The 23,056-nt window shown below is 29.9% G+C and carries 23 protein-coding genes; 12 read left to right on the plus strand and 11 right to left on the minus strand.

All coding sequences use genetic code 11. The annotated features are described in order from the left end of the window. Window positions 1–75: 75 nt before the first annotated feature. A complete protein-coding gene (locus ACSHW5_RS09725; RefSeq protein ID WP_435675934.1) occupies window positions 76–1,053 on the minus strand; it encodes a D-alanine--D-alanine ligase in 978 nt (325 codons plus the stop codon). Between the two features lie 95 nt (window positions 1,054–1,148). On the opposite strand from ACSHW5_RS09725, the gene ACSHW5_RS09730 reads away from it, so the two are divergent. Together ACSHW5_RS09730 and ACSHW5_RS09735 are read left to right on the plus strand one after the other, a co-directional pair. After that, window positions 1,149–1,706 carry a PASTA domain-containing protein gene (locus tag ACSHW5_RS09730; RefSeq protein ID WP_435675935.1) on the plus strand — a complete coding sequence of 186 codons (558 nt, stop codon included), beginning with the start codon at window positions 1,149–1,151 and terminating at the stop codon, window positions 1,704–1,706. A 148-nt stretch (window positions 1,707–1,854) separates the two neighbouring features. Continuing rightward, complete coding sequence (locus ACSHW5_RS09735; RefSeq protein ID WP_435675936.1) at window positions 1,855–2,895, plus strand: RluA family pseudouridine synthase; 1,041 nt, start codon at window positions 1,855–1,857, stop codon at window positions 2,893–2,895. A 105-nt stretch (window positions 2,896–3,000) separates the two neighbouring features. Here the strand turns inward: ACSHW5_RS09735 and ACSHW5_RS09740 are convergent, their stop codons facing one another. The 8 genes from ACSHW5_RS09740 to ACSHW5_RS09775 form a co-directional block, all read right to left on the minus strand. Continuing rightward, window positions 3,001–3,534 (minus strand): hypothetical protein, encoded by a 534-nt coding sequence (locus ACSHW5_RS09740; RefSeq protein WP_435675937.1) that lies wholly within the window; start codon window positions 3,532–3,534, stop codon window positions 3,001–3,003. Between the two features lie 60 nt (window positions 3,535–3,594). After that, entirely contained in the window at window positions 3,595–3,969 is a 375-nt protein-coding gene (locus tag ACSHW5_RS09745; protein ID WP_435675938.1) for a hypothetical protein, read from the minus strand. Window positions 3,970–4,238: 269 nt separating this feature from the next. Beyond that, the gene (locus ACSHW5_RS09750) at window positions 4,239–5,735 is read right to left on the minus strand and encodes a pyridoxal phosphate-dependent decarboxylase family protein (protein ID WP_435675939.1); all 1,497 of its coding nucleotides are present in this window, start codon (window positions 5,733–5,735) and stop codon (window positions 4,239–4,241) included. A gap of 264 nt (window positions 5,736–5,999) precedes the next feature. Continuing rightward, window positions 6,000–7,685 carry a caspase family protein gene (locus tag ACSHW5_RS09755; RefSeq protein ID WP_435675940.1) on the minus strand — a complete coding sequence of 562 codons (1,686 nt, stop codon included), beginning with the start codon at window positions 7,683–7,685 and terminating at the stop codon, window positions 6,000–6,002. Between the two features lie 420 nt (window positions 7,686–8,105). Next, a complete protein-coding gene (locus ACSHW5_RS09760; RefSeq protein WP_435675941.1) occupies window positions 8,106–8,579 on the minus strand; it encodes a hypothetical protein in 474 nt (157 codons plus the stop codon). 45 nt (window positions 8,580–8,624) lie between these two features. Continuing rightward, window positions 8,625–9,497: a hypothetical protein gene (locus ACSHW5_RS09765; protein WP_435675942.1), complete on the minus strand. Its 873-nt coding sequence runs from the start codon at window positions 9,495–9,497 to the stop codon at window positions 8,625–8,627. A 71-nt stretch (window positions 9,498–9,568) separates the two neighbouring features. After that, a complete protein-coding gene (locus ACSHW5_RS09770; protein ID WP_435675943.1) occupies window positions 9,569–10,105 on the minus strand; it encodes a hypothetical protein in 537 nt (178 codons plus the stop codon). A 40-nt stretch (window positions 10,106–10,145) separates the two neighbouring features. Then, window positions 10,146–10,685, minus strand: a complete 540-nt coding sequence (locus ACSHW5_RS09775; protein WP_435675944.1) for an RNA polymerase sigma factor — start codon at window positions 10,683–10,685, stop codon at window positions 10,146–10,148. Between the two features lie 200 nt (window positions 10,686–10,885). Between ACSHW5_RS09775 and yaaA the strand changes: the two genes are divergently transcribed. Both yaaA and ACSHW5_RS09785 read left to right on the plus strand, forming a co-directional pair. Further along, window positions 10,886–11,644, plus strand: a complete 759-nt coding sequence (gene yaaA / locus ACSHW5_RS09780; protein ID WP_435675945.1) for a peroxide stress protein YaaA — start codon at window positions 10,886–10,888, stop codon at window positions 11,642–11,644. Next, the gene (locus tag ACSHW5_RS09785; protein ID WP_435675946.1) at window positions 11,645–12,292 is read left to right on the plus strand and encodes a SanA/YdcF family protein; all 648 of its coding nucleotides are present in this window, start codon (window positions 11,645–11,647) and stop codon (window positions 12,290–12,292) included. It abuts the gene before it with no gap. Window positions 12,293–12,594: 302 nt separating this feature from the next. Here ACSHW5_RS09785 and ACSHW5_RS09790 read toward each other — a convergent pair whose 3' ends face one another. Together ACSHW5_RS09790 and ACSHW5_RS09795 are read right to left on the minus strand one after the other, a co-directional pair. Next, window positions 12,595–14,019, minus strand: a complete 1,425-nt coding sequence (locus tag ACSHW5_RS09790) for an L-serine ammonia-lyase (protein ID WP_435675947.1) — start codon at window positions 14,017–14,019, stop codon at window positions 12,595–12,597. Between the two features lie 87 nt (window positions 14,020–14,106). Beyond that, entirely contained in the window at window positions 14,107–14,448 is a 342-nt protein-coding gene (locus ACSHW5_RS09795; RefSeq protein WP_435675948.1) for a DUF2853 family protein, read from the minus strand. 243 nt (window positions 14,449–14,691) lie between these two features. Between ACSHW5_RS09795 and dnaK the strand changes: the two genes are divergently transcribed. The 8 genes from dnaK to ACSHW5_RS09835 all read left to right on the plus strand — a co-directional run bounded on the left by dnaK (window position 14,692) and on the right by ACSHW5_RS09835 (window position 22,988). Further along, complete coding sequence (gene dnaK, locus ACSHW5_RS09800; RefSeq protein ID WP_435675949.1) at window positions 14,692–16,593, plus strand: molecular chaperone DnaK; 1,902 nt, start codon at window positions 14,692–14,694, stop codon at window positions 16,591–16,593. Between the two features lie 231 nt (window positions 16,594–16,824). Further along, window positions 16,825–17,349 carry a hypothetical protein gene (locus ACSHW5_RS09805; protein WP_435675950.1) on the plus strand — a complete coding sequence of 175 codons (525 nt, stop codon included), beginning with the start codon at window positions 16,825–16,827 and terminating at the stop codon, window positions 17,347–17,349. Between the two features lie 335 nt (window positions 17,350–17,684). Beyond that, the gene (locus tag ACSHW5_RS09810) at window positions 17,685–18,980 is read left to right on the plus strand and encodes an NAD(P)/FAD-dependent oxidoreductase (RefSeq protein WP_435675951.1); all 1,296 of its coding nucleotides are present in this window, start codon (window positions 17,685–17,687) and stop codon (window positions 18,978–18,980) included. Beyond that, complete coding sequence (locus ACSHW5_RS09815; RefSeq protein ID WP_435675952.1) at window positions 18,981–19,289, plus strand: hypothetical protein; 309 nt, start codon at window positions 18,981–18,983, stop codon at window positions 19,287–19,289. A gap of 2 nt (window positions 19,290–19,291) precedes the next feature. Continuing rightward, window positions 19,292–19,645, plus strand: a complete 354-nt coding sequence (locus tag ACSHW5_RS09820; RefSeq protein ID WP_435675953.1) for a hypothetical protein — start codon at window positions 19,292–19,294, stop codon at window positions 19,643–19,645. A gap of 96 nt (window positions 19,646–19,741) precedes the next feature. Next, window positions 19,742–21,898 carry a TonB-dependent receptor gene (locus tag ACSHW5_RS09825; protein WP_435675954.1) on the plus strand — a complete coding sequence of 719 codons (2,157 nt, stop codon included), beginning with the start codon at window positions 19,742–19,744 and terminating at the stop codon, window positions 21,896–21,898. A gap of 304 nt (window positions 21,899–22,202) precedes the next feature. Continuing rightward, on the plus strand, window positions 22,203–22,622 hold the full coding sequence (locus ACSHW5_RS09830; protein WP_435675955.1) for a DUF2141 domain-containing protein: 420 nt from the start codon (window positions 22,203–22,205) through the stop codon (window positions 22,620–22,622). A 24-nt stretch (window positions 22,623–22,646) separates the two neighbouring features. Beyond that, entirely contained in the window at window positions 22,647–22,988 is a 342-nt protein-coding gene (locus ACSHW5_RS09835) for a hypothetical protein (protein ID WP_435675956.1), read from the plus strand. Window positions 22,989–23,056 lie beyond the last annotated feature (68 nt).

Genomic DNA, 23,056 nt, shown 5'->3' on the forward strand with positions numbered 1-23,056 from the left:
GTTTTTATTTGATGTTCCTTACCAAGAATAATTCTTAATTCTTGATACTTAATACTAAATACTTGTTACTTGTTACTACTTTGTCAACGCCATTTCAATTGCATTTTCAAATAATTTATCCAAAGAAATGCCTGCTTTTTGGGCTTGCTGCGGTAAAATACTTTCTTCGGTTAAACCTGGCACTGTATTCATTTCTAAGAAATGTGGTTCTCCGTTTACAAAAATAAATTCAGATCTAGAAAAACCAGACATATTTAAAACTTTGTAAACTTTTTTAGCTACTTTTTCTACTTTTTGTTGTTCTTCCGCAGAAATTCTGGCCGGTGTAATTTCTTGTGATTTTCCTTCGTATTTTGCTTCATAATCAAAGAAATCATTTTCTGACACAATTTCTGTAATTGGCAATACTTTAATGGCATTATCATATTGAATTACCCCCACAGAAACCTCTGTACCATCTAAAAAAGATTCGATTAAAATCTCTGAATCTTCTTCACATGCTTTTTCTATTGCGGGCAAAATTTCTTCTTTTGTATGCGCTTTAGAAATACCATAACTAGAACCTGCATTGTTCGGTTTTATAAAACAAGGCAAGCCTACTTTTTCAATAATTTTAGCCACATCTACCACATCTCCTTTATTTAAATAGACAGAAATTGCCGTTTTAATGCCGTATTCTTTTACCACACTTAGGGTATCTCTTTTGTTAAAGGTTAATGCCATTTGATAAAAAGGCGCAGATGTGTGTTTTAATCCTATTAAATTAAAATACGCTAACAACATTCCGTTTTCACCTGGCGCGCCATGTATAGCATTAAAAACACAATCAAAAACAATAGAACTACCATTAAGCACAAAAGAAAAATTATTTTTATCAATAGGATATTCATTTTCTTTATCATCTAAAGCTACCCATTTTTCTTTTAAAATAAGTACTCTAAACGCATTATAACTTGTTCTATTTAAATGTTTGTAAACCACGTTTCCGCTGGTTATAGAAATGTTTACTTCGGATGAATATCCGCCCATAACAATGGCAATGTTTCTTTTCATTTTTTTATCCAATAATAAAACAAATTTATCAAAATATAAATAGAATCAGCAACGTTTAGTTTTTATATCTTTGTATCTACTAAAAAATTAAAATAATGAGTGTTTTTAAATTTCTAAAAAGTAAAACTTTCTTTAAACAAGTTGCTATTGCAATTATTGGTTTATTGGTGTTTATCTTTATTCTAAAATATTGGCTAGGCGTAACTACTAATCATAATCAAAAAATACAAGTTCCAGATTTGCAAAAACTGTCTTTAAATGATGTTCAAAATAAATTGAAAGAACTTAATTTAGATTTTAAAGTAATGGACAGTGCTAGTTTTAATCCAGAATATCCAAAAAAATCTGTAATTGAACAAACGCCAGAAGCCGGTGCTTTTGTAAAAGAAAAAAGAAAAATTTATTTAACTTTAAATCCGTCTAAATACAGAGATATTACAATTCCTGATTTAAACGGACGTACAAAAAGGCAAGCTTCTTCTGAATTAAAAGCTATTGGCTTTAATATTGGCACAAATTTTACATACGTAAGCGATATTGGCGAAGATGTTGTGCGTGGTTTACGCCATAAAGGAAACATATTACAACCCGGAGATCAATTACCACAAAACGCCATTATAGATATGGTTTTAGGTGACGGAAAAGGGAATTAAAAATTAGTATTCAGTAGTTAGTATTCAGTATTCAGTATTCAGTATTCAGTATTCAGTATTCAGTATTCAGTATTCAAAACTAAAAATTTTTCAAGCTTTGAAACTAAAAAACTGTAAAACGCTGAAACTTCAAATTTAAAAATAAAAGGTGCAAGAAAACCAACCACAAGATTTAGAAAACGACGATTTATACGAACATTATAGATTTACAGCAAGTGATGGTCAAGAACCATTACGTGTTGATAAATTTTTGATGAATTTTATTGAAAATGCCACTAGAAATAAAGTGCAACAAGCGGCCAAAGCGGGTAATGTTTTGGTGAATGATGTTGTTGTAAAATCGAACCATAAAGTAAAACCAAAAGATGTTGTGCGCGTAGTTTTGGCATATCCGCCTGCGGAAAACCTTTTGGTAGCAGAAGATATTCCATTAGATATTATCTATGAAGATGACGTGGTTATTGTGGTAAACAAACCTGCCGGAATGGTAGTGCATCCTGGGCATGGAAATTATTCTGGAACCTTGGTAAATGGTTTAATTCATCATATAGAAAACTTGCCAACAAATTCTAATGAAAGACCTGGTTTAGTTCATAGAATTGATAAAGATACTAGTGGATTATTGGTGGTTGCTAAATCTGAATTTGCAATGGCTCACTTATCGAAACAGTTTTTTGATAGAACTACAGAGCGATTATATTACGCTTTGGTTTGGGGTAATATTGAAGAAAATGAAGGAAGAATTGAAGGTCATATTGGCAGAAGTTTAAAAAACAGATTGCAAATGACTGTTTTTCCTGATGGAGAATTTGGTAAACATGCAGTTACTCATTTTAAAGTTTTAGAACGATTAACGTATGTAACTTTGGTACAATGTAAATTAGAAACGGGAAGAACGCATCAAATTAGAGCACATTTTAAACATATTGGTCATACACTTTTTAATGATGAACGTTATGGAGGAGATGATATTTTAAAAGGAACAACATTTACCAAGTACAAACAATTTGTACACAACTGTTTTAAAGTGTTGCCTAGACAAGCTTTACATGCAAAAACATTAGGATTTACACATCCTACAACAGGAGAATTTATGCAATTTAATTCTGAAGTACCAAAAGACATAACAGATTGCTTAGAAAAATGGAGAACCTACTCTGAGAACTCTAAAGATGTAGAAATAGATTAATTCACCCTATTTTTATAAATTTAGTTTCAAAACTATCATATAATTGAAAAAAATCTCCAAGAAACACCTTGGAGATTTTTTTTCAATAAATAAACAAATGTGCTTTTATTTTATAGCCCTTAGCAAATTATTAATCATTCTATTCCATTTTTCTAATGAGTCAAACTCATCACTAAGCTGATAACTAACTTCTGCATTAAAAAACTCTAACACAATATCTGGCTTACTTTTATCATTATTGCTAAGTCTTAAATTAAGCTGATCTAATTGTTTACCATGATTTCCTGTTTCTTTATAAACATTTGAAATTTCGCATTTTTTAATAGTAGCAAGGTTTACAAATTGTGGTGTAATTTCTGCTTCCGATCTTAATAAAAATGAAACTGATTTTTTATTTTCATCGACACCAATGGCATAATATCCTAAAATTTCATGCTGTGTTATTTCGCTGTTATGTTTTTTTGCCAAATCTTTTAGCATTGTTAACAGTTGTTTTTCTTTTTTCTTTTTATTTCTATTTGTGATTACAAAAGGCATTGCACAAGCTGCAACACCAACACTTCCTATAATGATGGTTCCTAAATCCATTGTATGTTTCTTTAAAATTTGATATACTAGTTTTTGTATGAAGCGATTCATTCGCAACATATTCATATAATATTTTACACTACGAAAAGCGTAGTTTAAATAAAACTAGAATTACCAAAAATTATGAAATGGAAAGATAAGATCAGACTTTCTATGTCTAATCAGTAAGGTTTTAAAATGACTTTTATACTGTTTAAATTTTGCATTTAGCAATAATTCATTTGAATAAAAAATAGCCAAAAAACCTTCAAAAGACAACTGAAAACTTGAATAGGAGTATTCTGATATTTCAGAAAATAAATTTTCAAGTTGCAGCGTATGCGAAAAAGCAACTGTAGAGTTTGTGGTTAAATACTCCTTTTGTGAATCTTCTAGCTCAGAAGTTTTTGTACCGAATGAAAGTGATGTATTGGCAGGAATATAAATGCCAAAACAATAAATTGTAATAAGCAGAAATACACTTAGTATTTTATTGCTGTTTTTCATACTAAGTTATTGCGTTTTTAGCAAACATCTTTTTCACTTCAATCATTCTATGTAAAAACAAATACACTTGTTTTTTTGTATTGATTAGACCTACAAATTTAGTTTATTAATCAATGTAAAAAATAAAAATAATCTTAAATTTTCATAAAAACAACTTCTAAATTTATTTTCAAAAACAATTCTTTTCAATACCTTTTCTTTCCCAAATTATGTTGGTACAAAATTTTAAAAAACAATTATTACGCTGGTTTTTACATCAATATTTAAACCTAATCATAAGGCATAGTTTGCAAAGCTAAATGAGTTTTTCTACCCACTTTAACTATAATTGCTATGCTCTCTTTTATATCTTTTTTTGTAGTTCTAAAATTTACAATACAAGTTCTTAGACAATAGTTATTTTGTACAATTGCATTTGACAAAAACAATGCACCTCCTTTTTGCAGTTCATTTACCAATTCTTCATTTAAAGTATTTAAATAAGTTTGCTTTTTTTTACCCTTTATTTTCAAATGTAAAGGAATATATCTAAACGTAGCAATACTTAAATTTTGAGAAACAGCTTCTAATTCTGAATGCTCACTTGCCAAATCATAAAAATATTTAGACAATGCTATATCTTCTTTAATAAGCTTTACATACCCATTTTTTCCAACTTGTTGTAATGCAAGCCAAACCTTTAAAGCTCTAAAGCCACGAGAATTTTGAAGTCCATATTCAAAATAATTTAAAGCCCCACCCTCTTCTGTTAAACTAAAATTATAATACTCTGGATGAGAGCTATACGTATCTATTAAATGTTTTGGATTTTTGACCAATGTACACCCAGCCTCTAAAGCACTATACAACCATTTATGCGGGTCTAACGCAATAGAATCTGCTTCTTTAATGCCAATAAATAATTCTTTCAGTTCAGGAATAACTGCTGCAGGAATTCCATAAGCACCGTCTATATGAAACCACAAATCATACAATTTACACAGAGCAGCAATCTCTATTAAATTATCTACTACACCAGTACTTACATCACCGGCTGTACCAATAACCATAAAAGGTTGATGTCCTTGTTTTAAATCATCTTTTATAACTGTTTCTAAACTATTAATATCCATTTTATTAGATTCATCGGTAGGTATCCAACGAACAGATTTAGAGCCATGACCAAATAAAATAGCAGCCTTATCAATCCAAGTATGTGTAGCTTTAGAACAATATGTTATTAATTCTTTTTGGGTATTTGAAAGTCCAACTTCTTTTAAATTTTTAGGAGCTTTTGCAGTTCTGGCAGCTAAAAATGCCGTAAAATTTGCCATATTTCCTCCACTTACTAAAACACCTCCGTATGTTGGAGATACCCCAATAAATTCTGCTAACCACTTAATTGTTTGCTTTTCTATTTCTGTTGCAATCGGACTTAATATTTGTCCGCCAACATTTGGGTTTACCGAAGCAGCCAACAAATCTGCCAACGCGCCAATTGGTGCTGCAGATGAAGTGATAAACCCAAAAAACTTTGGATGACCGTTTAATAACGAATTGTTAAACAATAACGTTGAGGTTTCTGAAAGTAATTTTTCTGGAGAAACTCCATTTTCTGGCAAAGGTAAATTTCCCAATAAGTTTTGCAATTCCTTCGGAGATTTACCTGTAGTTACTGGTTTTTCTGAAATTCCGTCGATAAATTCTGATATGGAATCAATAAGTTGGTAACCAATTTTTTTAAATTCTTCTTTTGTAATTTCAATTGAACTTTCCCTTTTATTCATTTTCTCCTTTTTTACAACATTCACTGTTTTATTACTAAAACAGTTTTTACTTATGCATGCTAAATTAGCAGAAAAACACTATAAAACAAACTAAACTAGTTTAAATCAATTGTTTATAAAAATAAATTCAAATTTACAGATAAAAGAAGCTAGCCTCTATTCGATAAAAAACTACAGGATAAAAGTTTAGAATGCTTTAAAAGAAAACTGAACTCCGTTACTATTGCACGTTGTTCCTTTTCAAAAAAAACTAGTAAATACTTATTATTTTCTTATAAAAATAAACTCACCACCCTCATCACCTGCGTTTTGTATGGTACCAAATTGCGGCTCTGTATTACTGTTATTCATCACTGCAATTCTAAAACTTACAAATAGTTGATCTGCTGTTAAATATTTATCAGCATTCTGATCTAACCTTTTTACAAGATATTCTAAAAACACACTTTTGTCTGGTACTTCTTTCAAATTTCCACTTGTCATTGCTGTTTTACTTGGCAAATCATAAAGCGAGTTTATTGCTTGCCCAGAATCTGTAAAAGCAGCTCGTGTTTTAAAAATACTTCCACTAAAACAAGCGTCTGCAATTAATAAGGTATGTTTAGATTTTATACTACTCATATAATCACTAATTGTACTGTTTCTTATCCAATATGCGGTACTCCTTTTTTTTGCATTTGAAGGCAACCAATAACCTAATTCTTTCGCATCATCCCACCAACCATGTCCGGCATAAAAAACAATCAGATTATCATTTTCTGTTATTTTATTACTTAAATCATCAAAAGCTTCAATCATTTGCACATAGGTAGCATTTTTTAGAAAAGTTACATTCTGAGGTTCAAAAGTATATTCTCTTGTAAGCACGTTAAATAATTTTGCAGCATCATTTATTGGTTGATCTAATGAAATTATTGCTGGGTCATCATAGTTATTATTACCAATAATTAAACCATAATATTTTCCTATTTGTAAAGTATTAGACTTTTTATTCTGATTATTAATTACAACTTCTTCTTTTATGGTTGACTGCCTTTCTATAATAAATTTTTCTGTTGATGAGTTTTGTTTTATATCTGTAGCCTTAACTGTAAATGAATTAGCACCAACTGCAAGTAAAACGGTTTTAGAAAAATTTCCTTCAGAATCTAAACTGGCGTCTTGCCCATTTATTAAAACTTCAAAGATGCCGCTTTCATCTATTGCTTTTCCTTTTACAGTTACTCGCTTGTTGTTTTCAACAATTTTAAAACCTCTAGAGACATCTGGCGATGTTATTGTAATTTGTGGCGGACTATTATCAATAATAATCTTTTGTTTTTCTAAATATGAAACTTTTAAATAATCTGCTTTAATTGTGGTGTTACTGTTACAATGAATTCCTATCTTATTTCCGTAAGAAAGATAATTGAAGGAAGTGATGAACGTTTTATTCAAGAAAAGATAAAATTTATTACCAATTTTTCTAACCGTTAGTAAATTATAATCTGTTTTATTCACTAAACTAGATTTTGTCCACCCAACAAAATCACTCCATTGCTTATTATAAGATTTATCAACTCTGTAAAAACCACTTCCAGAAAAATTAAAACGCAATCTATCGTCTTTATCTTTATCTGATCCCCAAGTAAGACCGTTTGCATTATTATCTTCTCCTGCTATATATTTTAATTTTAATTCAATTTCCCAATTTTTTGAGTTATTCAATGGAACAGCAATACAGTTCAACTTTGGCTGCCCATTTTTTGATTCATAATAAAATGCACCATTTTCAATACTAATTCTTTCGTTAGAATTATCCCAAGTAGGCCATTTATTACGATTATCATTAAAATCATCAATTAAAACACCTTTCTTATCATTATAAGAATAATCGCTATAACTGGTTTGTGAAAAACAAATAGTTGAATAAAATATAAAAAGCAGTGATCTAAAAATTATCTTTTTCATGTTTAATTTTTTTTTAAAATATGACGTATAGTACCACTTATAGGCGTGTAATTTAAGACTGAATTTTACACAAAAAAACAAAAATATATTTGTTCTTACTACATTTAATTAGGCACTTAAAATCAAATTCTGTTTTATAGTATTTTCACAAATTTAATGTTTATAATGTTTACTCTAAAAAAAATATTCATAAAACAATTATAAACTATCTTTTAAGTACCACAGTAATAATGCAATAAAACAGAAAAATGTTTGCTGAATACTCTAAAAAAAAAGCCTTTATTTAAAAAAAAGAGAACCAAAAAATTGAGAAAATCTGTACATCAGCAAAAAAAAAGGTTGCTATTGTTAACAATAGCAACCTAAAAATTTTATAGTTGTTTTCATTTCTAGAAAAAAGTCTTATCAACTTTTTTAAAACTAATTTTCTCTTATTCTTCTCATTCTATTTTTCATATGGTTTTGTCTTAACCCATCTCTAAATTCGCCTCTTTCTTTACCTTCTCTAATTTTATCTATACGCTCTTTTAACATCTTACGTTGCTCAAGAGATAGTGTTTTTCTAAAGTTTTCTCTTGCTTTTCTTATGTGCATTTGTTGATTTCTTACCAAATCTTTTTGCGCTTTTGAAAAAGTAATAAACAAACGATTTCTAATTTCTTGTTTAGAAAGAGACTTGTCTTGTAAAATATTTAATTGTTCTTTTGTAAGTGTTTCTTTAAAAACAGTCCTATTTTCTTTCAAAATCTCTCTTTCTTTCCGCAACAACTCTTGCTGTTCTTTAGAAAGTTCCTTGGCAATTACACTATAATTAGATTCTTGAGCAAAAATTGCTGCATTAAAGAACATCAAACTTATAAAGCCAATTGTATATATGATGGTTTTTAATTTCATTTTAATTTATTTTTTTTGCTCGTAAATATATAAAGTACAAATTTACTATCTACAAGCCTGTTTAGCGGCTATCATTTCTGCAAAATTATTGATAGTTGCAGTGGTAGTATTTCTATAAATAATGTCTACAGGATAATTTAAACGGCCTCTTTCTTGAATATCAGGATTTGCAATATACCAATCTCTAATCAATTTAAAATCAACTCTTTCTATTACCATAATTTCAGTAGCGTCTGGCATTGTAAAACTTATTGGCAACACCAATCTAAAACATTTTCTTTTGTCTCTACCTTCTTTACACGCCTCTTTTAAATCTACCAATTCACTTCTATCTAATAAGGTTTCTACAGTACCATCTTCTAAAGTGATGTCTACAGGGAATACTATTTTTGGACGCGCATTTGCATTCGGGTGCTCTTGATACCATTCTCTAATAAGCATCCAATCGGTTCTTTCATTTAAAGTGATAGTGGTATTATCTGGCATGAAAAAAGTAATGGGAAAATTAAAATTGAAACATCTATGTCTTCTTTTTAATGTTTTTTCTCTTAGATCTTTTAAAAATCTTCCTTGTAAAGTAAAAAAAACATCTGAGGTTGCATTGGCCCATTCTTCATTATCAGAATATATTGATACTTTATACCCAATTCCTGAAGCAAGTTGTACACTTTCTACAAAACTATCAGATAGCTCTCCGTTAAAAACGTTTGTTGCCGCTGCTGGCAAACTACTTTCATCAACCTCTACAGTTGTAGCACTTTCTATTTGTCCTATTAAAGATTCATCACTTGCCAAAGTTTCTGAAGTATCAGATTCTGAACACGAAATAAACAATAAAGCCGATAAAATAAACATACTCATTGATAAAAATAAAACACTCGGCTTTAGAATGTTTCTTTTTGAAATTGAAGTTCTCATAATTGTATCTTTTTAGTTAATTATTGTTCTTACTTATTTAGAACTATGTTTTATAAATTAGTTTGAAAATATTATAAAACAATGGTTTCCAGCAACTCATCTTCTGTATAATTATCTATTAAAGAATCTTCTACAAATAATGAATTTAAAAATAAATCATCCATTTTTTGTTCAGAAAGCTCTGCTTTTATCACAATTTCATTCATTAAAGTGGCATCTGCAAAAAGTTCTAAATCAGCATCTTCTACAAACAAAGAGTTTATTAAAATAGCATCTGAATAAGACAAAAGCTCTAAACTATTGTTTTCTTCGTTTTTATGATCTGCATTTTGCAACCACAGTGTCAAACTCAAAATAAACACCAAAGAAGCTGCAGCCACATATTTAAATGATGGTTTCATCCAAAAAACGATTTGTTTTTTAATTTCTTTGGGCGCTTCAACCGTACTTTCTTCTTTTATCTTGTTTAAAATTGAAGTTTTAGATTTTTTAAAATACCCTTTGGGAAGCGTTGTTCCTAAATATGCTTTATGATGTTTAGAAATATCACCTGTTACATCTTCTTTTAGAAAAGTATTGTTGTTGTTATTTTCTGTTGATTTTTTCATAATATACTTGTTAACCCAATTTTATTTACATTATTAGGATTTATAAAAATATTTTTTCTTCAATAATTTTTACTGCGGAATAATAGCTAGATTTTAAGGTACTTTCCGAAATTTCTAAAATTTCTGACATCTGTCTAAAACTTAAATCATCAAAATATTTCATTTTAAAAACACGTTGTTGCTTTTCTTTAAAAGAATTAATAATTTTGTTTAGTTTTTTCTGAATTTCATCACCATCAAAAAAGGCATCTTCAAATAAAACTTCTAAATTAGATTCAGAAACCTCATCAATATTATCATACTTTTTCTTTTTATTTTTCTCTAAAAAACGAATAGATTCATTGTACGCAATTCTATACATCCAAGTATGTAAACTACTTTTTTCTTCAAATTTCTGAATACTTCTATAGATTCTAATAAAGGTATTTTGCAAAACATCATCGGCATTTTCATGTGTTGTAACTATTTTTCTAATATGCCAATACAAACGTTCTTGATAAACATCTAGCAGCTCACTAAAAGCTGTATCTTTTAATGTAGCATCCTTTAACTTTTTTACAAGTTCTGCGTCTTTACTCAATTAGTTTTTGTTAGTTTCTATTCTTTTGACCTAAATTAAATGAAATAGTTTGATTAACTTATAGAAAAAAATTTAATTTCAATATTACATCAATTTTCTAAATAGGAATATCAATATAAATAGATATGTTTGTTTCAGGGTTTTTAAAATCATGCTTATTTTTACAATTCAAACAATTAAACGTTTCAATTTTACCAAAAATGAAAATCATAATATCTCCGGCAAAATCTTTAGATTTCGAAAATAAAGTACCAACAAGCTTACACACACAGCCACGTTTTTTAGAACAATCAGAAAAGTTACATAAGAAACTTAAAACGCTTTCAAAGAAAAAATTATCTGAATTGATGAAAATTTCTGATGATTTAGCTGCATTGAATTATGAGCGCAATCAATCTTGGAAAACTCCTTTTACAACCGACAATGCAAAACAAGCTATTTATGCGTTTACAGGAGCTGTATTTCAAGGAATTGACGTAACTACTTTAGATGCTGAAAAACTACCAATTCTTCAAAATAACTTAAGAATTTTATCTGGATTATATGGTGTGTTAAAACCTTTAGATTTAATTCAGCCCTACCGTTTAGAAATGGGAACAAAGCTAAAAGTTGGCAGAAAAGAAAATTTGTATAAATTCTGGGATGACACCGTTGCAAAAGCACTCAACGAAGAATTAGAAGATGATGAATTATTGATAAACTTAGCAAGCACTGAATATTTTAAAGTAATTCCTAAAAAGGTTTTAAAAGTGCCTATGATTACGCCAATTTTTAAAGATTTTAAAAACGGAGAGTATAAAATTATTATGACTTACGCTAAAATAGCACGCGGATTAATGGTCCGTTATATTATTGACAACAACGTTAAAACTATTGAAGATTTAAAAGGTTTTAATATTGATAAATATCGTTTTTCTGAAGAATTATCTTCTGGAAATGATTTGGTTTTTACTAGATAAATGAAAAAGAAAACTTTTTTAAAACTTCTAAAAATATCTTTATTTTTTCTTACCATTTGTATTTTCAGTATTATTATATCAAATAAAATAGTTCAGAAAAATGCATCAAGTAAAACTTTTTTTGAAACTAAAAACATACCGAAAAACAAAGTTGGTTTGCTTTTAGGAACTTCAAAATTTTTAAGAAATGGACAAATAAATCTTTATTATAAATACAGGTTAAACGCTGCTATTAAATTATTTAAATCTAATAAAATTGAATTTATAGTTATTAGTGGAGACAATAGTTCTAAAAATTATGATGAACCAACAGATTTTAAAAACGACCTTATAAAAGCAGGAATTCCTGAAAATAAAATATTTTTAGATTATGCAGGCTTTAGAACTTTAGATTCTGTTGTTCGAGTAAAAGAAATTTTTGGTCAAAATTCAATAACAATAATCTCTCAAGAGTTTCATAATGAAAGAGCCATTTATTTAGCAGAACATTTTGATATGATCGCTATAGGTTTTAATGCTAAATCCATTCCAGGAAAATATGGTGTAAAAGTGCAACTTAGAGAGTATTTAGCCAGAGTAAAAGTTTTTGTTGATATTATACTTGATGTACAACCAAAGTTTTTAGGAGAAAAGATAAAAATTGAATAAGTATTCAGGTACTCACTGTTGAATGTTGACTACTAGTGAAAACTATTAATTAAAAAACAACTGAATTAAAAGGGAAGTTTTTATTAAAAAAAATAAATTAAGCAATTATAAGGGAGTTAATATTTAACTAAAATGAAGGGCTTCTAATAATTGAGTAATTAATTACAGATTGCTTCGTCCCTCGCAATGACGTCCAAGCTGCAAACTGAAACTGCCTACTGATAACTGATAACTGATAACTGATAACTGATTACTCATAACTGATTACTCATAACTGATAACTGATAACTGATAACTGATAACTAACAATCTACAATTCTAACTGTAACTGCTAAACCTCCTTCAGAAGTTTCTTTGTAATTTTTATTCATATCTTTTGCGGTTTCCCACATGGTGTCAATTACATTGTCTAAATGCACCAAAGATTCTTTCGGGTTTGTTTCTAACGCAATTTCTGCGGCATGAATTGCTTTTATAGCTCCCATAGAGTTTCGTTCTATACAAGGAACTTGTACCAAACCGCCAATAGGATCACAGGTTAAACCCAAATGATGTTCCATTGCAATTTCTGCAGCAGACAAACATTGCGCTGCTGAACCTCCTAATAATTCCGTTAAGGCTGCTGCTGCCATTGCAGAAGAAACGCCAATTTCTGCCTGACAACCTCCCATAGCGGCAGAAATTGTGGCATTTTTCTTAAAAATACTACCAATTTCTCCGGCAACTAACAAGAATTTTTTAATTTGATTAAAATCTGCTTTATGATTTTCTATGACTAAATAATACATTAAAACAGCAGGTATAACACCCGCACTACCATTTGTTGGTGCCGTTACAACCCTACCTAACGCAGCATTTACTTCATTTACAGAAAGAGCAAAACAACTTACCCATTTTAATATTTCTCTAAATTTTACTTCTGTACTTCTTATGGCGGTAATCCATTCTTCCGGACTTGTATAACTGGTATCTTTTATTAATTTTTCATGCGTATTAAAAGCGCGCCTTTTTACGTTTAATCCTCCGGGAAGTTTCCCTTCTGTATGACAACCAATGTACATACATTCTAACATTGTATCCCAAATTCTGCGCAATTCTTTGTCTATATGTTCTGCTGAATTTAATTCCAATTCATTTAAAAGAACAATTTCAGAAATTTGTAAATCTTCTTTTTCGCAATATTCTTCTAGTTGAATGGCCCTATTTATAGGATACGGAAAATTCTTTTTATTAATTTCAATTTCATCTTCTAAATGGTTATCTTCTTGCACAATAAAACCTCCACCAATTGAAAAATAAGTTTCTATTGAAATCTCTTTACCGTTAGAGAAACCTTTAAATGTCATTCCATTGGCATGAAAAGGTAAAAATTCTCTATTAAATTTAATTGAATTTTTAGCAAACGAAACTTTTTTACCACCTTTAAAGTAAATTTCTTCTTGCGTATTTATTCTATCCACTATAATTGCAATATCTTCTATAGGAATGTATTCAGGATCTGCTTCGCTTAAACCTAACAAAATAGCTACATCTGTGGCATGTCCTTTTCCTGTTAAAGATAAAGAACCATATAAATTTACTTCAACTTTATCTAAAGCATCTAAAAGATTTGTTTCTTTTAATTTTTGCACCCAAGCTATGGCAGCTCTCCAAGGTCCTAAAGTGTGTGAACTAGATGGGCCAACACCAATCTTGAGCATATCAAAAACACTAATAAATTGCGACATTCATAAAAAGAATTAAAATTACTGCGGTAAATGTAAAAAATCCAACTCAAATGAGTTGGATTTTTATAAATTAATAAAAAAATTATATTAAAATCCGTAAACAGACTCTTTATTAAATTTCTTCATTAGCATATAGTAAACTACTGCTCTGTATTTTTTTCTTTCAGACTTTCCAATCTCTTCCATAACTTCGTTAATTCCTGCATCTAATGCATCAGAATCTGCCAATCCTAATTTTTTAATTAAGAAATTATTTTTTACCGTACCTAATTCTTTCGCGTCAGAACCAGAAACAGTTTCTGCATCAACCTTGTAAATAGATGGACCTAACCCTTTAGTTACCGCAGTTAATAATTCTGCGTTCACACTTAGATTTCTATCTTCCATAAATTTCTTGTACAAAGCTACTTTTTCGTCAAATTTACTCATGATTTTTTTTTATTTTATTAAGGTTATTATTACATTTCATAGAACTATCCAAATATAAGAAAATAAAAAGGCATTTCAAATATTCTTCCTACTCAATACATTAGATACAATTTATGTCATAATGTCACATCAAAATTAATTTTTTTTTTAAAAATCTGACATTTTCTAGTTTAAAAGGGGTTGGCATACCATTTGACTAATAGAAAATGTAAAATTGAATTAAAATTTATTAAAATAAATATTATGAGTAAAATAATTGGAATTGATTTAGGTACTACCAACTCTTGTGTTTCTGTAATGGAAGGTAATGAGCCAGTTGTAATCCCTAACTCTGAAGGAAAAAGAACAACACCATCTATTGTTGCCTTTGTTGAAGGAGGAGAACGTAAAATTGGTGACCCAGCAAAAAGACAAGCTGTAACAAACCCTACAAAAACAGTGTACTCTATTAAACGTTTTATGGGGAATAAATTTTCTGAATCTTCTAAAGAAGCAGGAAGAGTTCCTTATAAAGTTGTAAAAGGAGATAATGATACGCCAAGAGTAGATATTGATGGTCGTTTATATACGCCTCAAGAAATTTCTGCAATGGTGTTGCAAAAAATGAAAAAAACGGCTGAAGATTATTTAGGAACTGAGGTTACTGAAGCAGTTATTACTGTACCAGCTTATTTTAATGATGCACAAAGACAGGCAACTAAAGAAGCTGGAGAAATTGCAGGTTTAGCTGTAAAAAGAATTATAAATGAGCCAACTGCTGCTGCATTAGCGTATGGTTTAGACAAATCTAACGACGATAAAAAAATTGTTGTTTTTGATTTTGGTGGTGGTACACATGATGTTTCTATCTTAGAATTAGGAGATGGCGTTTTTGAAGTATTAGCAACAGATGGTGATACGCATTTAGGTGGTGATGATGTTGATGAAAAAATCATTAACTGGTTAGCAGAAGAGTTTATTGCTGATGAAAAATTGGACTTAAGAAAAGATCCAATGGCTTTACAACGTTTAAAAGAAGCTGCTGAAAAAGCAAAAATTGAATTATCTTCTTCTGCACAAACAGAAATTAACTTGCCTTATGTTACTGCTACTGCTAGCGGACCAAAACACTTGGTAAGAAGTTTATCTAAAGCTAAATTTGAGCAATTAATTGACGATTTAGTAAAAAGAACAATAGAGCCATGTGCAACTGCATTAAAAAATGCTGATTTAACAATTGCTGATATCGATGAGGTTGTTTTAGTTGGTGGTTCTACAAGAATACCTGCTGTACAAGAAGCTGTTGAAAAATTCTTTAAAAAAGCACCAAGTAAAGGTGTAAATCCTGATGAAGTTGTTGCTTTAGGAGCTGCAATTCAAGGTGGAGTTTTATCTGGAGATGTAAAAGATGTATTGTTATTAGACGTTACACCTTTATCTTTAGGAATTGAAACAATGGGAAATGTTTTCACAAAATTAATTGATGCAAACACAACCATTCCTACTAAAAAATCGCAAGTATTCTCTACAGCTGTAGACAACCAACCATCTGTTGAAATTCACGTTTTACAAGGTGAAAGAGCAATGGCTGCAGACAACAATACAATTGGTCGTTTCCATTTAGATGGTTTACCTCCAGCACAAAGAGGAATTCCTCAAGTAGAAGTAACTTTTGATATTGATGCCAATGGTATTATTAAAGTTTCTGCTTTAGACAAAGGAACAAACAAATCTCACGAAATTAGAATTGAAGCTTCTTCTGGTTTATCTGAAGATGAAATCAAAAAAATGAGAGAAGAAGCAGAAGCAAATGCTGATGCTGATAAAGCTGCTAAAGAAACTGCAGAAAAAATTAACGGAGCTGATTCTATGATTTTCCAAACGGAAAAACAATTAAAAGAATTTGGAGACAAATTATCTGATGATAAAAAAGGTCCTATTGAAGCTGCTTTAGTTGAATTAAAAGCTGCTCATGAATCTAAAGATATTGCACAAATAGATGCTGCAATGGAAAAGATTAATGAAGCTTGGAAAGTTGCCTCTGAAGAAATGTATGCTGCTGAACAAGGAGCTGCTGGCGCAGATGCAGGAGCACAGCAAGGTCAACCAGAACCAAATGCTGAAGGAGACAATGTTGAAGATGTAGATTTCGAGGAAGTAAAGTAAGCAGAGAACCAATAACGCTTTTTAGCGTTATTGCGTGAATCGCTTATCCCGATGCAAAGAGGGATCTTTTTCAAGAAATTTAATTTTCTATAAATAACTAAAACGCAATCATTTATTTGATTGCGTTTTTTTGTCATCACGAGGAACAAAGCAATCTCTTTATGATAATTCAACCTACTTCATTACATTCTCAATGACGTTTTTAATTACTTTTGTAAAAAATTATTTTACTTGAAAACCTACAACCAAACCAACTTCTTTAAACACACCTTTTGTGAATTTACACAAATAGTTGATTTTGAATTTCCAGAAAACACCAACTACAAAAGTAAATCTGAAAGCATGTATTTCTATACGGATGAAGGCGTCTATAGAAAATCGAATCATTGGGGCAGAGTTGCCAATTGTAGATGGAAAATTATTGCTTCTGAAGAGTATAAAAACCAACAAACAATCATTGGGTTTGCAAAATGGACAGAATTTTACCCCATCAATTCTACAGAAAAAATATTTTATATTGAGGTTAATTATAAAAGTAAGTCAGTAAAAATTCAACCAAAAATAAAAGATTCTACAAAGTTTCTATTTACTTTTTCTGAAGGGCAAAAAAGAATAAAGCAAATAACTTATTTATTTAAAGATGATAAATGGGCAAAATATTTTGATTTAGACATAGAGGAATTACGTTTGAATATTATTACTGAATTTATAAACTCTGATAAAACACTTCAGGAAATTAAAAGACAGTTCAATTAAAACTCATAAAAAAATAACTTTTTAGATACAATAATTTAGTATCTGATCGTTTTGTTATGCAGTTTGTCATTCCCTAGAAATCTCCTTAATCAATATTGAAAAACCTCTTTCGTGAAACGTTTTCAGCGCGACAAACATTATATTTATTCTAAAATTTAAAAATTCGCAGCAAATTTTAACCTTAATTATTTCACAAACTACAAAATATTCAAAACCAAAACTCATTCATATCAAATCTGTGAAATATGTGTCATAATCTTCTACAATAAATCCATTTTCAGTAAATTTGTATTTCTAAAAATTTAACAATCCAACTTTCTAATCATCATAAGAAAATGAACATTCCTCAAACTAGTTTTCCAAGAGTTGTAATTATTGGTGGCGGTTTTGCGGGTTTAGCAGCTGCAAAAGGATTAGAAGAACAAGAACTACAAGTTGTTTTAATTGACAAACATAATTATCACACATTTCAACCTTTGTTATATCAAGTTGCCACAGGAGGTTTAGAACCAGATTCTATTGCTTTTCCTTTAAGAAAACGCTTTAATGATGTTGATAATTTCTATTTTAGATTGGCAGATGTTCAAAAAATTAATCCAGATAAAAATACCATTGATACTTCTATTGGAAATTTAGAGTATGATCAATTAATTATTGCAACTGGCTCTACAACCAACTTTTTTGGAAATACGAACATCCAAAAATACACTATGGAAATGAAGTCAGTTCCTCAATCTTTAAACATTAGAAGTTTAATTTTAGAGAATTTTGAAGAAGCTTTATTAACATCAAATATTGAAGAAAGAAATGCTTTAATGAATTTTGTAATTGTAGGTGGCGGACCAACAGGTGTAGAATTAGCTGGTGCTTTGGCAGAAATGAAAAAAGGAATTCTACCAAAAGATTATCCAGATTTAGACATTCGACAAATGCAAATTAATCTCATACAAAGCTCTGACTGTATTTTAAAAGGAATGAGCGAAAAAGCCTCTGAAAAAGCAGAAGATTTCCTTATTAAGCTTGGCGTAAATGTTTGGAAAAACCTACGCGTTTTAAATTATGATGGTAAAACAGTAACTACGAATGGAGAGGATCATTTTAAAGCAGAAACGGTTATTTGGGCCGCTGGCGTAAAAGGTCAAATGATTGATGGTTTAAACACAGAATGTGTTATAGAAAGAGCTGCAAGAATAAAAGTTGATGAATTTAACCAAGTTTTAGAACATACTAATATATATGCAATTGGCGACGTTGCTTGTATGACTACTGAGAAAACGCCTTATGGACATCCAATGATGGCGCAACCGGCAATTCAACAAGGTAAATTGGTTGCAAAAAATATGTTAGCAAAATTAGACCACAAAGAGTTAAAAGCATTTGTTTATAATGACAAAGGTGCCATGGCAACCATCGGACGAAATAAAGCCGTTGTAGATTTACCAAAATGGAAATTTCAAGGAGTTTTTGCATGGTTTGTGTGGATGTTTGTTCACTTATACTCTTTAATAGGGTTTAGAAATAAAGCCATCGTTTTTTTAAATTGGGTATATAATTACATTCGTTTTGATAGAGAAACGCGTTTAATTATTAGACCTTATAAGCATAAAAATAAATTCAGTTTTAAAGAATAAATGGCCATCACCAGAAATATCAAATGTCCAAAATGTGGCATTTTTAATACCGATAAAGAATATTGCGAACATTGTAACACCTTAATTTCTCATCAGAAGAAAATAGCCATAAAAACAATTGCGGTAAAACAAGAAGAAATTGACAAGGTTATCCATAAAAGAGAAAATCCAAATTTAGCAGAAAAGCTAAAAAAACATCCTAATATTTTTTATAAAATTATTGGTTGGGTTTTGTATTCTGCAATTGCAATTGTTAGCATAATTGGTGCTGGTTTGGCTTGGTTTATTGCAATGGTTGCTGCTGGTTAAATATGAAAAAACTACTTTTTTATTTCTTTGTTTTCTCCCTATTTACCGGAACTTCCATCTATTTTTTGCAATACTTCTCTGTTTCTTTGCCAAGAATTGTTCGTTTTTATGTGAATGATTTTTTAATTATTCCTATTGTTTTATATAGCTGTTTACAAATTTTAAAATGGTCTAAAAACAACAAAAACTACACCTTAGGTTTACCAATCATTTTATACTTATGCTTTGTGTATAGCCTTTTATTTGAATATATTTTTCCAAAATATTTAGCAAGATATACCAAAGATTTTGTAGATGTTATTGTTTATTTTGCAAGCGGATTTGTATTCTACTATCTTCAAAAAGCAGCAAAATAAAAACTTACAATTCATCATTTAAAAATTACAACTCAGTATTTGTTTTTATAATAAGAATTATAATTACTACAAATTTGCATCATCAAAACAACCAAGATGAAACAAATTCTATTTTTATTTTTAATCAGCCTACAATTATCTTTAACTGCCCAAAATACCATTTCAGGAAAAGTGACCGACTCAAAAAACAATCCTATTAACGGAGCAAATGTCTATTTAGAAGGCACCTACGACGGAACCTCAACCAACGAAAAAGGTGAATTCTCTTTTTCAACATCAGAAAACGAAACCCAAACTTTAGTAATTTCTTTCATCTCTTTTGAAACATATATAAAAACTGCCCATGTTTCATCTTTGAAAAATTTAAAAATAAAATTACGAGATGATGTAAATTCTTTAGACGCCGTGGTTATAAATGCCGGAACTTTTGAAGCCGGAGAAAAAGCAAAAGTTACGGTTCTTAAACCTTTAGATATTGTTACCACCGCAAGTGCTTTAGGAGATGTTATGGGCGCATTACAAACGTTACCAGGAACCTCAACCGTAGATGAAGACGGACGATTATTTGTGCGTGGTGGCGAAGCAGAAGAAACACAAATTTTTGTAGACGGAATTCGTGTTTTTACGCCGTACACGCCATCCACACAAAACACACCTACACGTGGTAGATTTTCACCATTTTTATTTAAAGGAATTTCTTTTTCAACCGGTGGTTATTCTGCAGAATACGGACAAGCTTTATCGAGTGTTTTACAATTAAATACCATAGATGAACCGGTAGAAGAAAAAACAGATTTGTCTTTTATGACCCTTGGTTTAGGCCTTGGAAATACGCAAATTTGGGATAACAATTCTTTTAGCATCAATACTTCTTATATCAATTTAGCGCCTTATCAAGAAGCTTTTCCGGATAGAAACACCTACAAAAAACCAGTACAATCTTTAAGCGGAGAAATGGTTTTTAGACATAAATTTAAAGACGAATCGCTTTTAAAAATGTACGGAGCTTTTAGTTATACAGATTTTGATGTACTACAAGAAGATATTAATTTTGAAGATGGATTGCGTTTCGGATTAAAAAACCGAAACTTGTATTTTAACACATCTTACAAAAATAAACTAGATAATAATTGGCGCATAGAAAGTGGATTTAGTTTTACCAACGATCATGCTAACATGAATATTATAAATGATATTGTTACCGATAATGAAAACTCAATGCACTTTAAAGTAAAGTTAAAAAAGTCATTTTCTAGTCGATTTAAAATCAGTTTTGGATCAGAATATTTTGCCACAAATTTTAATGAAGATTATACAACAGAAAGCAATCAAAAATTTAATTATGGCTTTCAAAACAACATTTTTGCATCCTTTGTAGAAACTGATATTTTCTTCTCTAAAAACCTAGCTGCAAAAGTTGGTGTTCGTGTAGAAAACTCAGAATTATTAAAAGAATTCACACTTTCTCCAAGAGCTTCTCTTGCGTATAAAGTGAATAAAAACGCCCAATTTTCTTTGGCATACGGACAATTTTATCAGAATCCTAAAAACGAATATTTAAAATTTAGTCAAACTTTTAAAGCCGAAAACACATCGCATTTAATTGCCAATTACCAGAGCATACAACAAGGTCAGATTTTTAGAATAGAAGCATATTTAAAAGATTACAAAGACTTGGTAAAATACAATAATGCGTATCCTATCTACACAAGTAATTTTAACAACAACGGAAAAGGTTATGCCAAAGGTTTCGATATTTTTTGGAGACAAAACGGTAAAATTAAAAACACAGATTACTGGGTTTCTTATTCATTTTTAGATACCGAAAGAGATTATAAAAATTACACAACCGCTGCAACACCTAATTTTGCTTCAAAACACAACCTTTCTGTGGTTACCAAACATTGGATAGAAGATTGGCAAAGTCAAATTGGTTTTAGTTATCGTTTTGCTTCCGGAAGAAACTATACAAACCCAAACCAACCTGGTTTTTTAAACAATCAAACTAAAAATTACAATTCAGTAAGTGTCAATTGGGCGTATTTAATAGATCAACAAAAGATTTTATATTTCTCTGTAAACAATGCGTTAGGAACCCAAAATGTATTTGGTTACAATTATAAAGACACGCCAAATATGAACGGAAATTTTGAAAGACAAGCCATTACCCCAACTGCAGACAGGTTCTTTTTTATTGGCTTTTTCAGGACAATTAGTAATAACAAAAAAACAAATCAGTTAGATAATTTGTAATATTTTCAGAAGCTATTTCCTGCTTTCCGTTATATCTTTTTATAGTTGTCATTGCGAAGTTTACTTTTTTGTAAACTGTGGCAATCTCATAATAAATAACAGATTGCTTCGTTCCTCGCAATGACGCTTATTTATTAGAATTATAAAAAGGATGCCACTTCAATCAGGCTAAACCAATTTAAAGACAACTAGTACAAACTAAAAACAACAACTCAGAATTAAAAAACTACAATTCGGTATTATTCTTGTGTAAAACTCCTAAAAACATCTGATATTTGAAGTATCAATAAAAACAAAAAAAATCATGAAAAAATTACTTTTAATATTCGCCATCATTTTTAGTGGAATTTCAACCACAAATGCACAACAAGAAACCGCAGATTTAACCATAAACATTTCTGGTTTAAATTCTAATAAAGGAACTTTATTAGTTGGTGTTTATAACAAAAAAGAAAACTTCTTACACAAACAATTTAAAGGTGATATTGCAAAAATTAATAATAAAAAATCTGAAATTACTTTTAAAAATTTATCAAAAGGAGAATATGCCATTTCATTTGTACATGATGAAAATGACAATAAAAAAATGGATACCAATTTCTTAGGAATACCCAAAGAAGATTATGGTTGCTCTAACAACGCAAGAGGTTTTATGGGTCCTCCAAAATACGACGATGCCAAATTTCAGTTAACAGAAAGCAAAACCATCGAAATTAAAATATAAACAAACTACCTAAAACTTTATAACATGAAAAAATCAATTTTAATCATCGCAATTTTCATTGCGACAGGGATTTCTGCGCAAACAAAATATCAAAAAGGAATGCAAAAAGCATTTGATTTCTGGGAAAAAGGAAACATGACAGAAGCCTCTCAATTATTTGAAAGAATTTCTAAAGCAGCACCAACAAAATGGATGCCAGCTTATTACGCTGCAACGGTAGAAACTATCACTAGTTTTGGTTTAAAAGACGAAGCTGTTTTAAAGGCAAAACTTACAAAAGCACAAGAATTTTTAGATGTTGCAAAGTCAAATTCAGAAAACAATCCAGAAATTTTAGTTGCTCAGGCTTTATTAAACTTAACGTGAGTTCGAGCTAATCAATCGCAATACTCGGTAACATATTGGGTATTTTTATAGAAGGTTTTTTAGGTAAA

Source organism: Polaribacter sp. (genome assembly GCF_051251875.1).
GTDB lineage: Bacteria > Bacteroidota > Bacteroidia > Flavobacteriales > Flavobacteriaceae > Polaribacter.

What these genes read in the sequence shown, in the direction of transcription:
- ACSHW5_RS09785 (WP_435675946.1), top strand. Translation starts at nt 11,645, where the DNA reads ATGAAAAAGAAAACTTTTTTAAAACTTCTAAAAATATCTTTATTTTTT.
- ACSHW5_RS09765 (WP_435675942.1), bottom strand. Translation starts at nt 9,497, where the DNA reads ATGAGAACTTCAATTTCAAAAAGAAACATTCTAAAGCCGAGTGTTTTA.
- ACSHW5_RS09750 (WP_435675939.1), bottom strand. Translation starts at nt 5,735, where the DNA reads ATGAATAAAAGGGAAAGTTCAATTGAAATTACAAAAGAAGAATTTAAA.
- ACSHW5_RS09795 (WP_435675948.1), bottom strand. Translation starts at nt 14,448, where the DNA reads ATGAGTAAATTTGACGAAAAAGTAGCTTTGTACAAGAAATTTATGGAA.
- ACSHW5_RS09745 (WP_435675938.1), bottom strand. Translation starts at nt 3,969, where the DNA reads ATGAAAAACAGCAATAAAATACTAAGTGTATTTCTGCTTATTACAATT.
- ACSHW5_RS09790 (WP_435675947.1), bottom strand. Translation starts at nt 14,019, where the DNA reads ATGTCGCAATTTATTAGTGTTTTTGATATGCTCAAGATTGGTGTTGGC.
- ACSHW5_RS09825 (WP_435675954.1), top strand. Translation starts at nt 19,742, where the DNA reads ATGAAACAAATTCTATTTTTATTTTTAATCAGCCTACAATTATCTTTA.
- ACSHW5_RS09815 (WP_435675952.1), top strand. Translation starts at nt 18,981, where the DNA reads ATGGCCATCACCAGAAATATCAAATGTCCAAAATGTGGCATTTTTAAT.
- ACSHW5_RS09770 (WP_435675943.1), bottom strand. Translation starts at nt 10,105, where the DNA reads ATGAAAAAATCAACAGAAAATAACAACAACAATACTTTTCTAAAAGAA.
- ACSHW5_RS09730 (WP_435675935.1), top strand. Translation starts at nt 1,149, where the DNA reads ATGAGTGTTTTTAAATTTCTAAAAAGTAAAACTTTCTTTAAACAAGTT.
- ACSHW5_RS09810 (WP_435675951.1), top strand. Translation starts at nt 17,685, where the DNA reads ATGAACATTCCTCAAACTAGTTTTCCAAGAGTTGTAATTATTGGTGGC.
- ACSHW5_RS09740 (WP_435675937.1), bottom strand. Translation starts at nt 3,534, where the DNA reads ATGAATCGCTTCATACAAAAACTAGTATATCAAATTTTAAAGAAACAT.
- ACSHW5_RS09820 (WP_435675953.1), top strand. Translation starts at nt 19,292, where the DNA reads ATGAAAAAACTACTTTTTTATTTCTTTGTTTTCTCCCTATTTACCGGA.
- ACSHW5_RS09725 (WP_435675934.1), bottom strand. Translation starts at nt 1,053, where the DNA reads ATGAAAAGAAACATTGCCATTGTTATGGGCGGATATTCATCCGAAGTA.
- ACSHW5_RS09755 (WP_435675940.1), bottom strand. Translation starts at nt 7,685, where the DNA reads ATGAAAAAGATAATTTTTAGATCACTGCTTTTTATATTTTATTCAACT.
- yaaA (WP_435675945.1), top strand. Translation starts at nt 10,886, where the DNA reads ATGAAAATCATAATATCTCCGGCAAAATCTTTAGATTTCGAAAATAAA.
- dnaK (WP_435675949.1), top strand. Translation starts at nt 14,692, where the DNA reads ATGAGTAAAATAATTGGAATTGATTTAGGTACTACCAACTCTTGTGTT.
- ACSHW5_RS09835 (WP_435675956.1), top strand. Translation starts at nt 22,647, where the DNA reads ATGAAAAAATCAATTTTAATCATCGCAATTTTCATTGCGACAGGGATT.
- ACSHW5_RS09760 (WP_435675941.1), bottom strand. Translation starts at nt 8,579, where the DNA reads ATGAAATTAAAAACCATCATATATACAATTGGCTTTATAAGTTTGATG.
- ACSHW5_RS09830 (WP_435675955.1), top strand. Translation starts at nt 22,203, where the DNA reads ATGAAAAAATTACTTTTAATATTCGCCATCATTTTTAGTGGAATTTCA.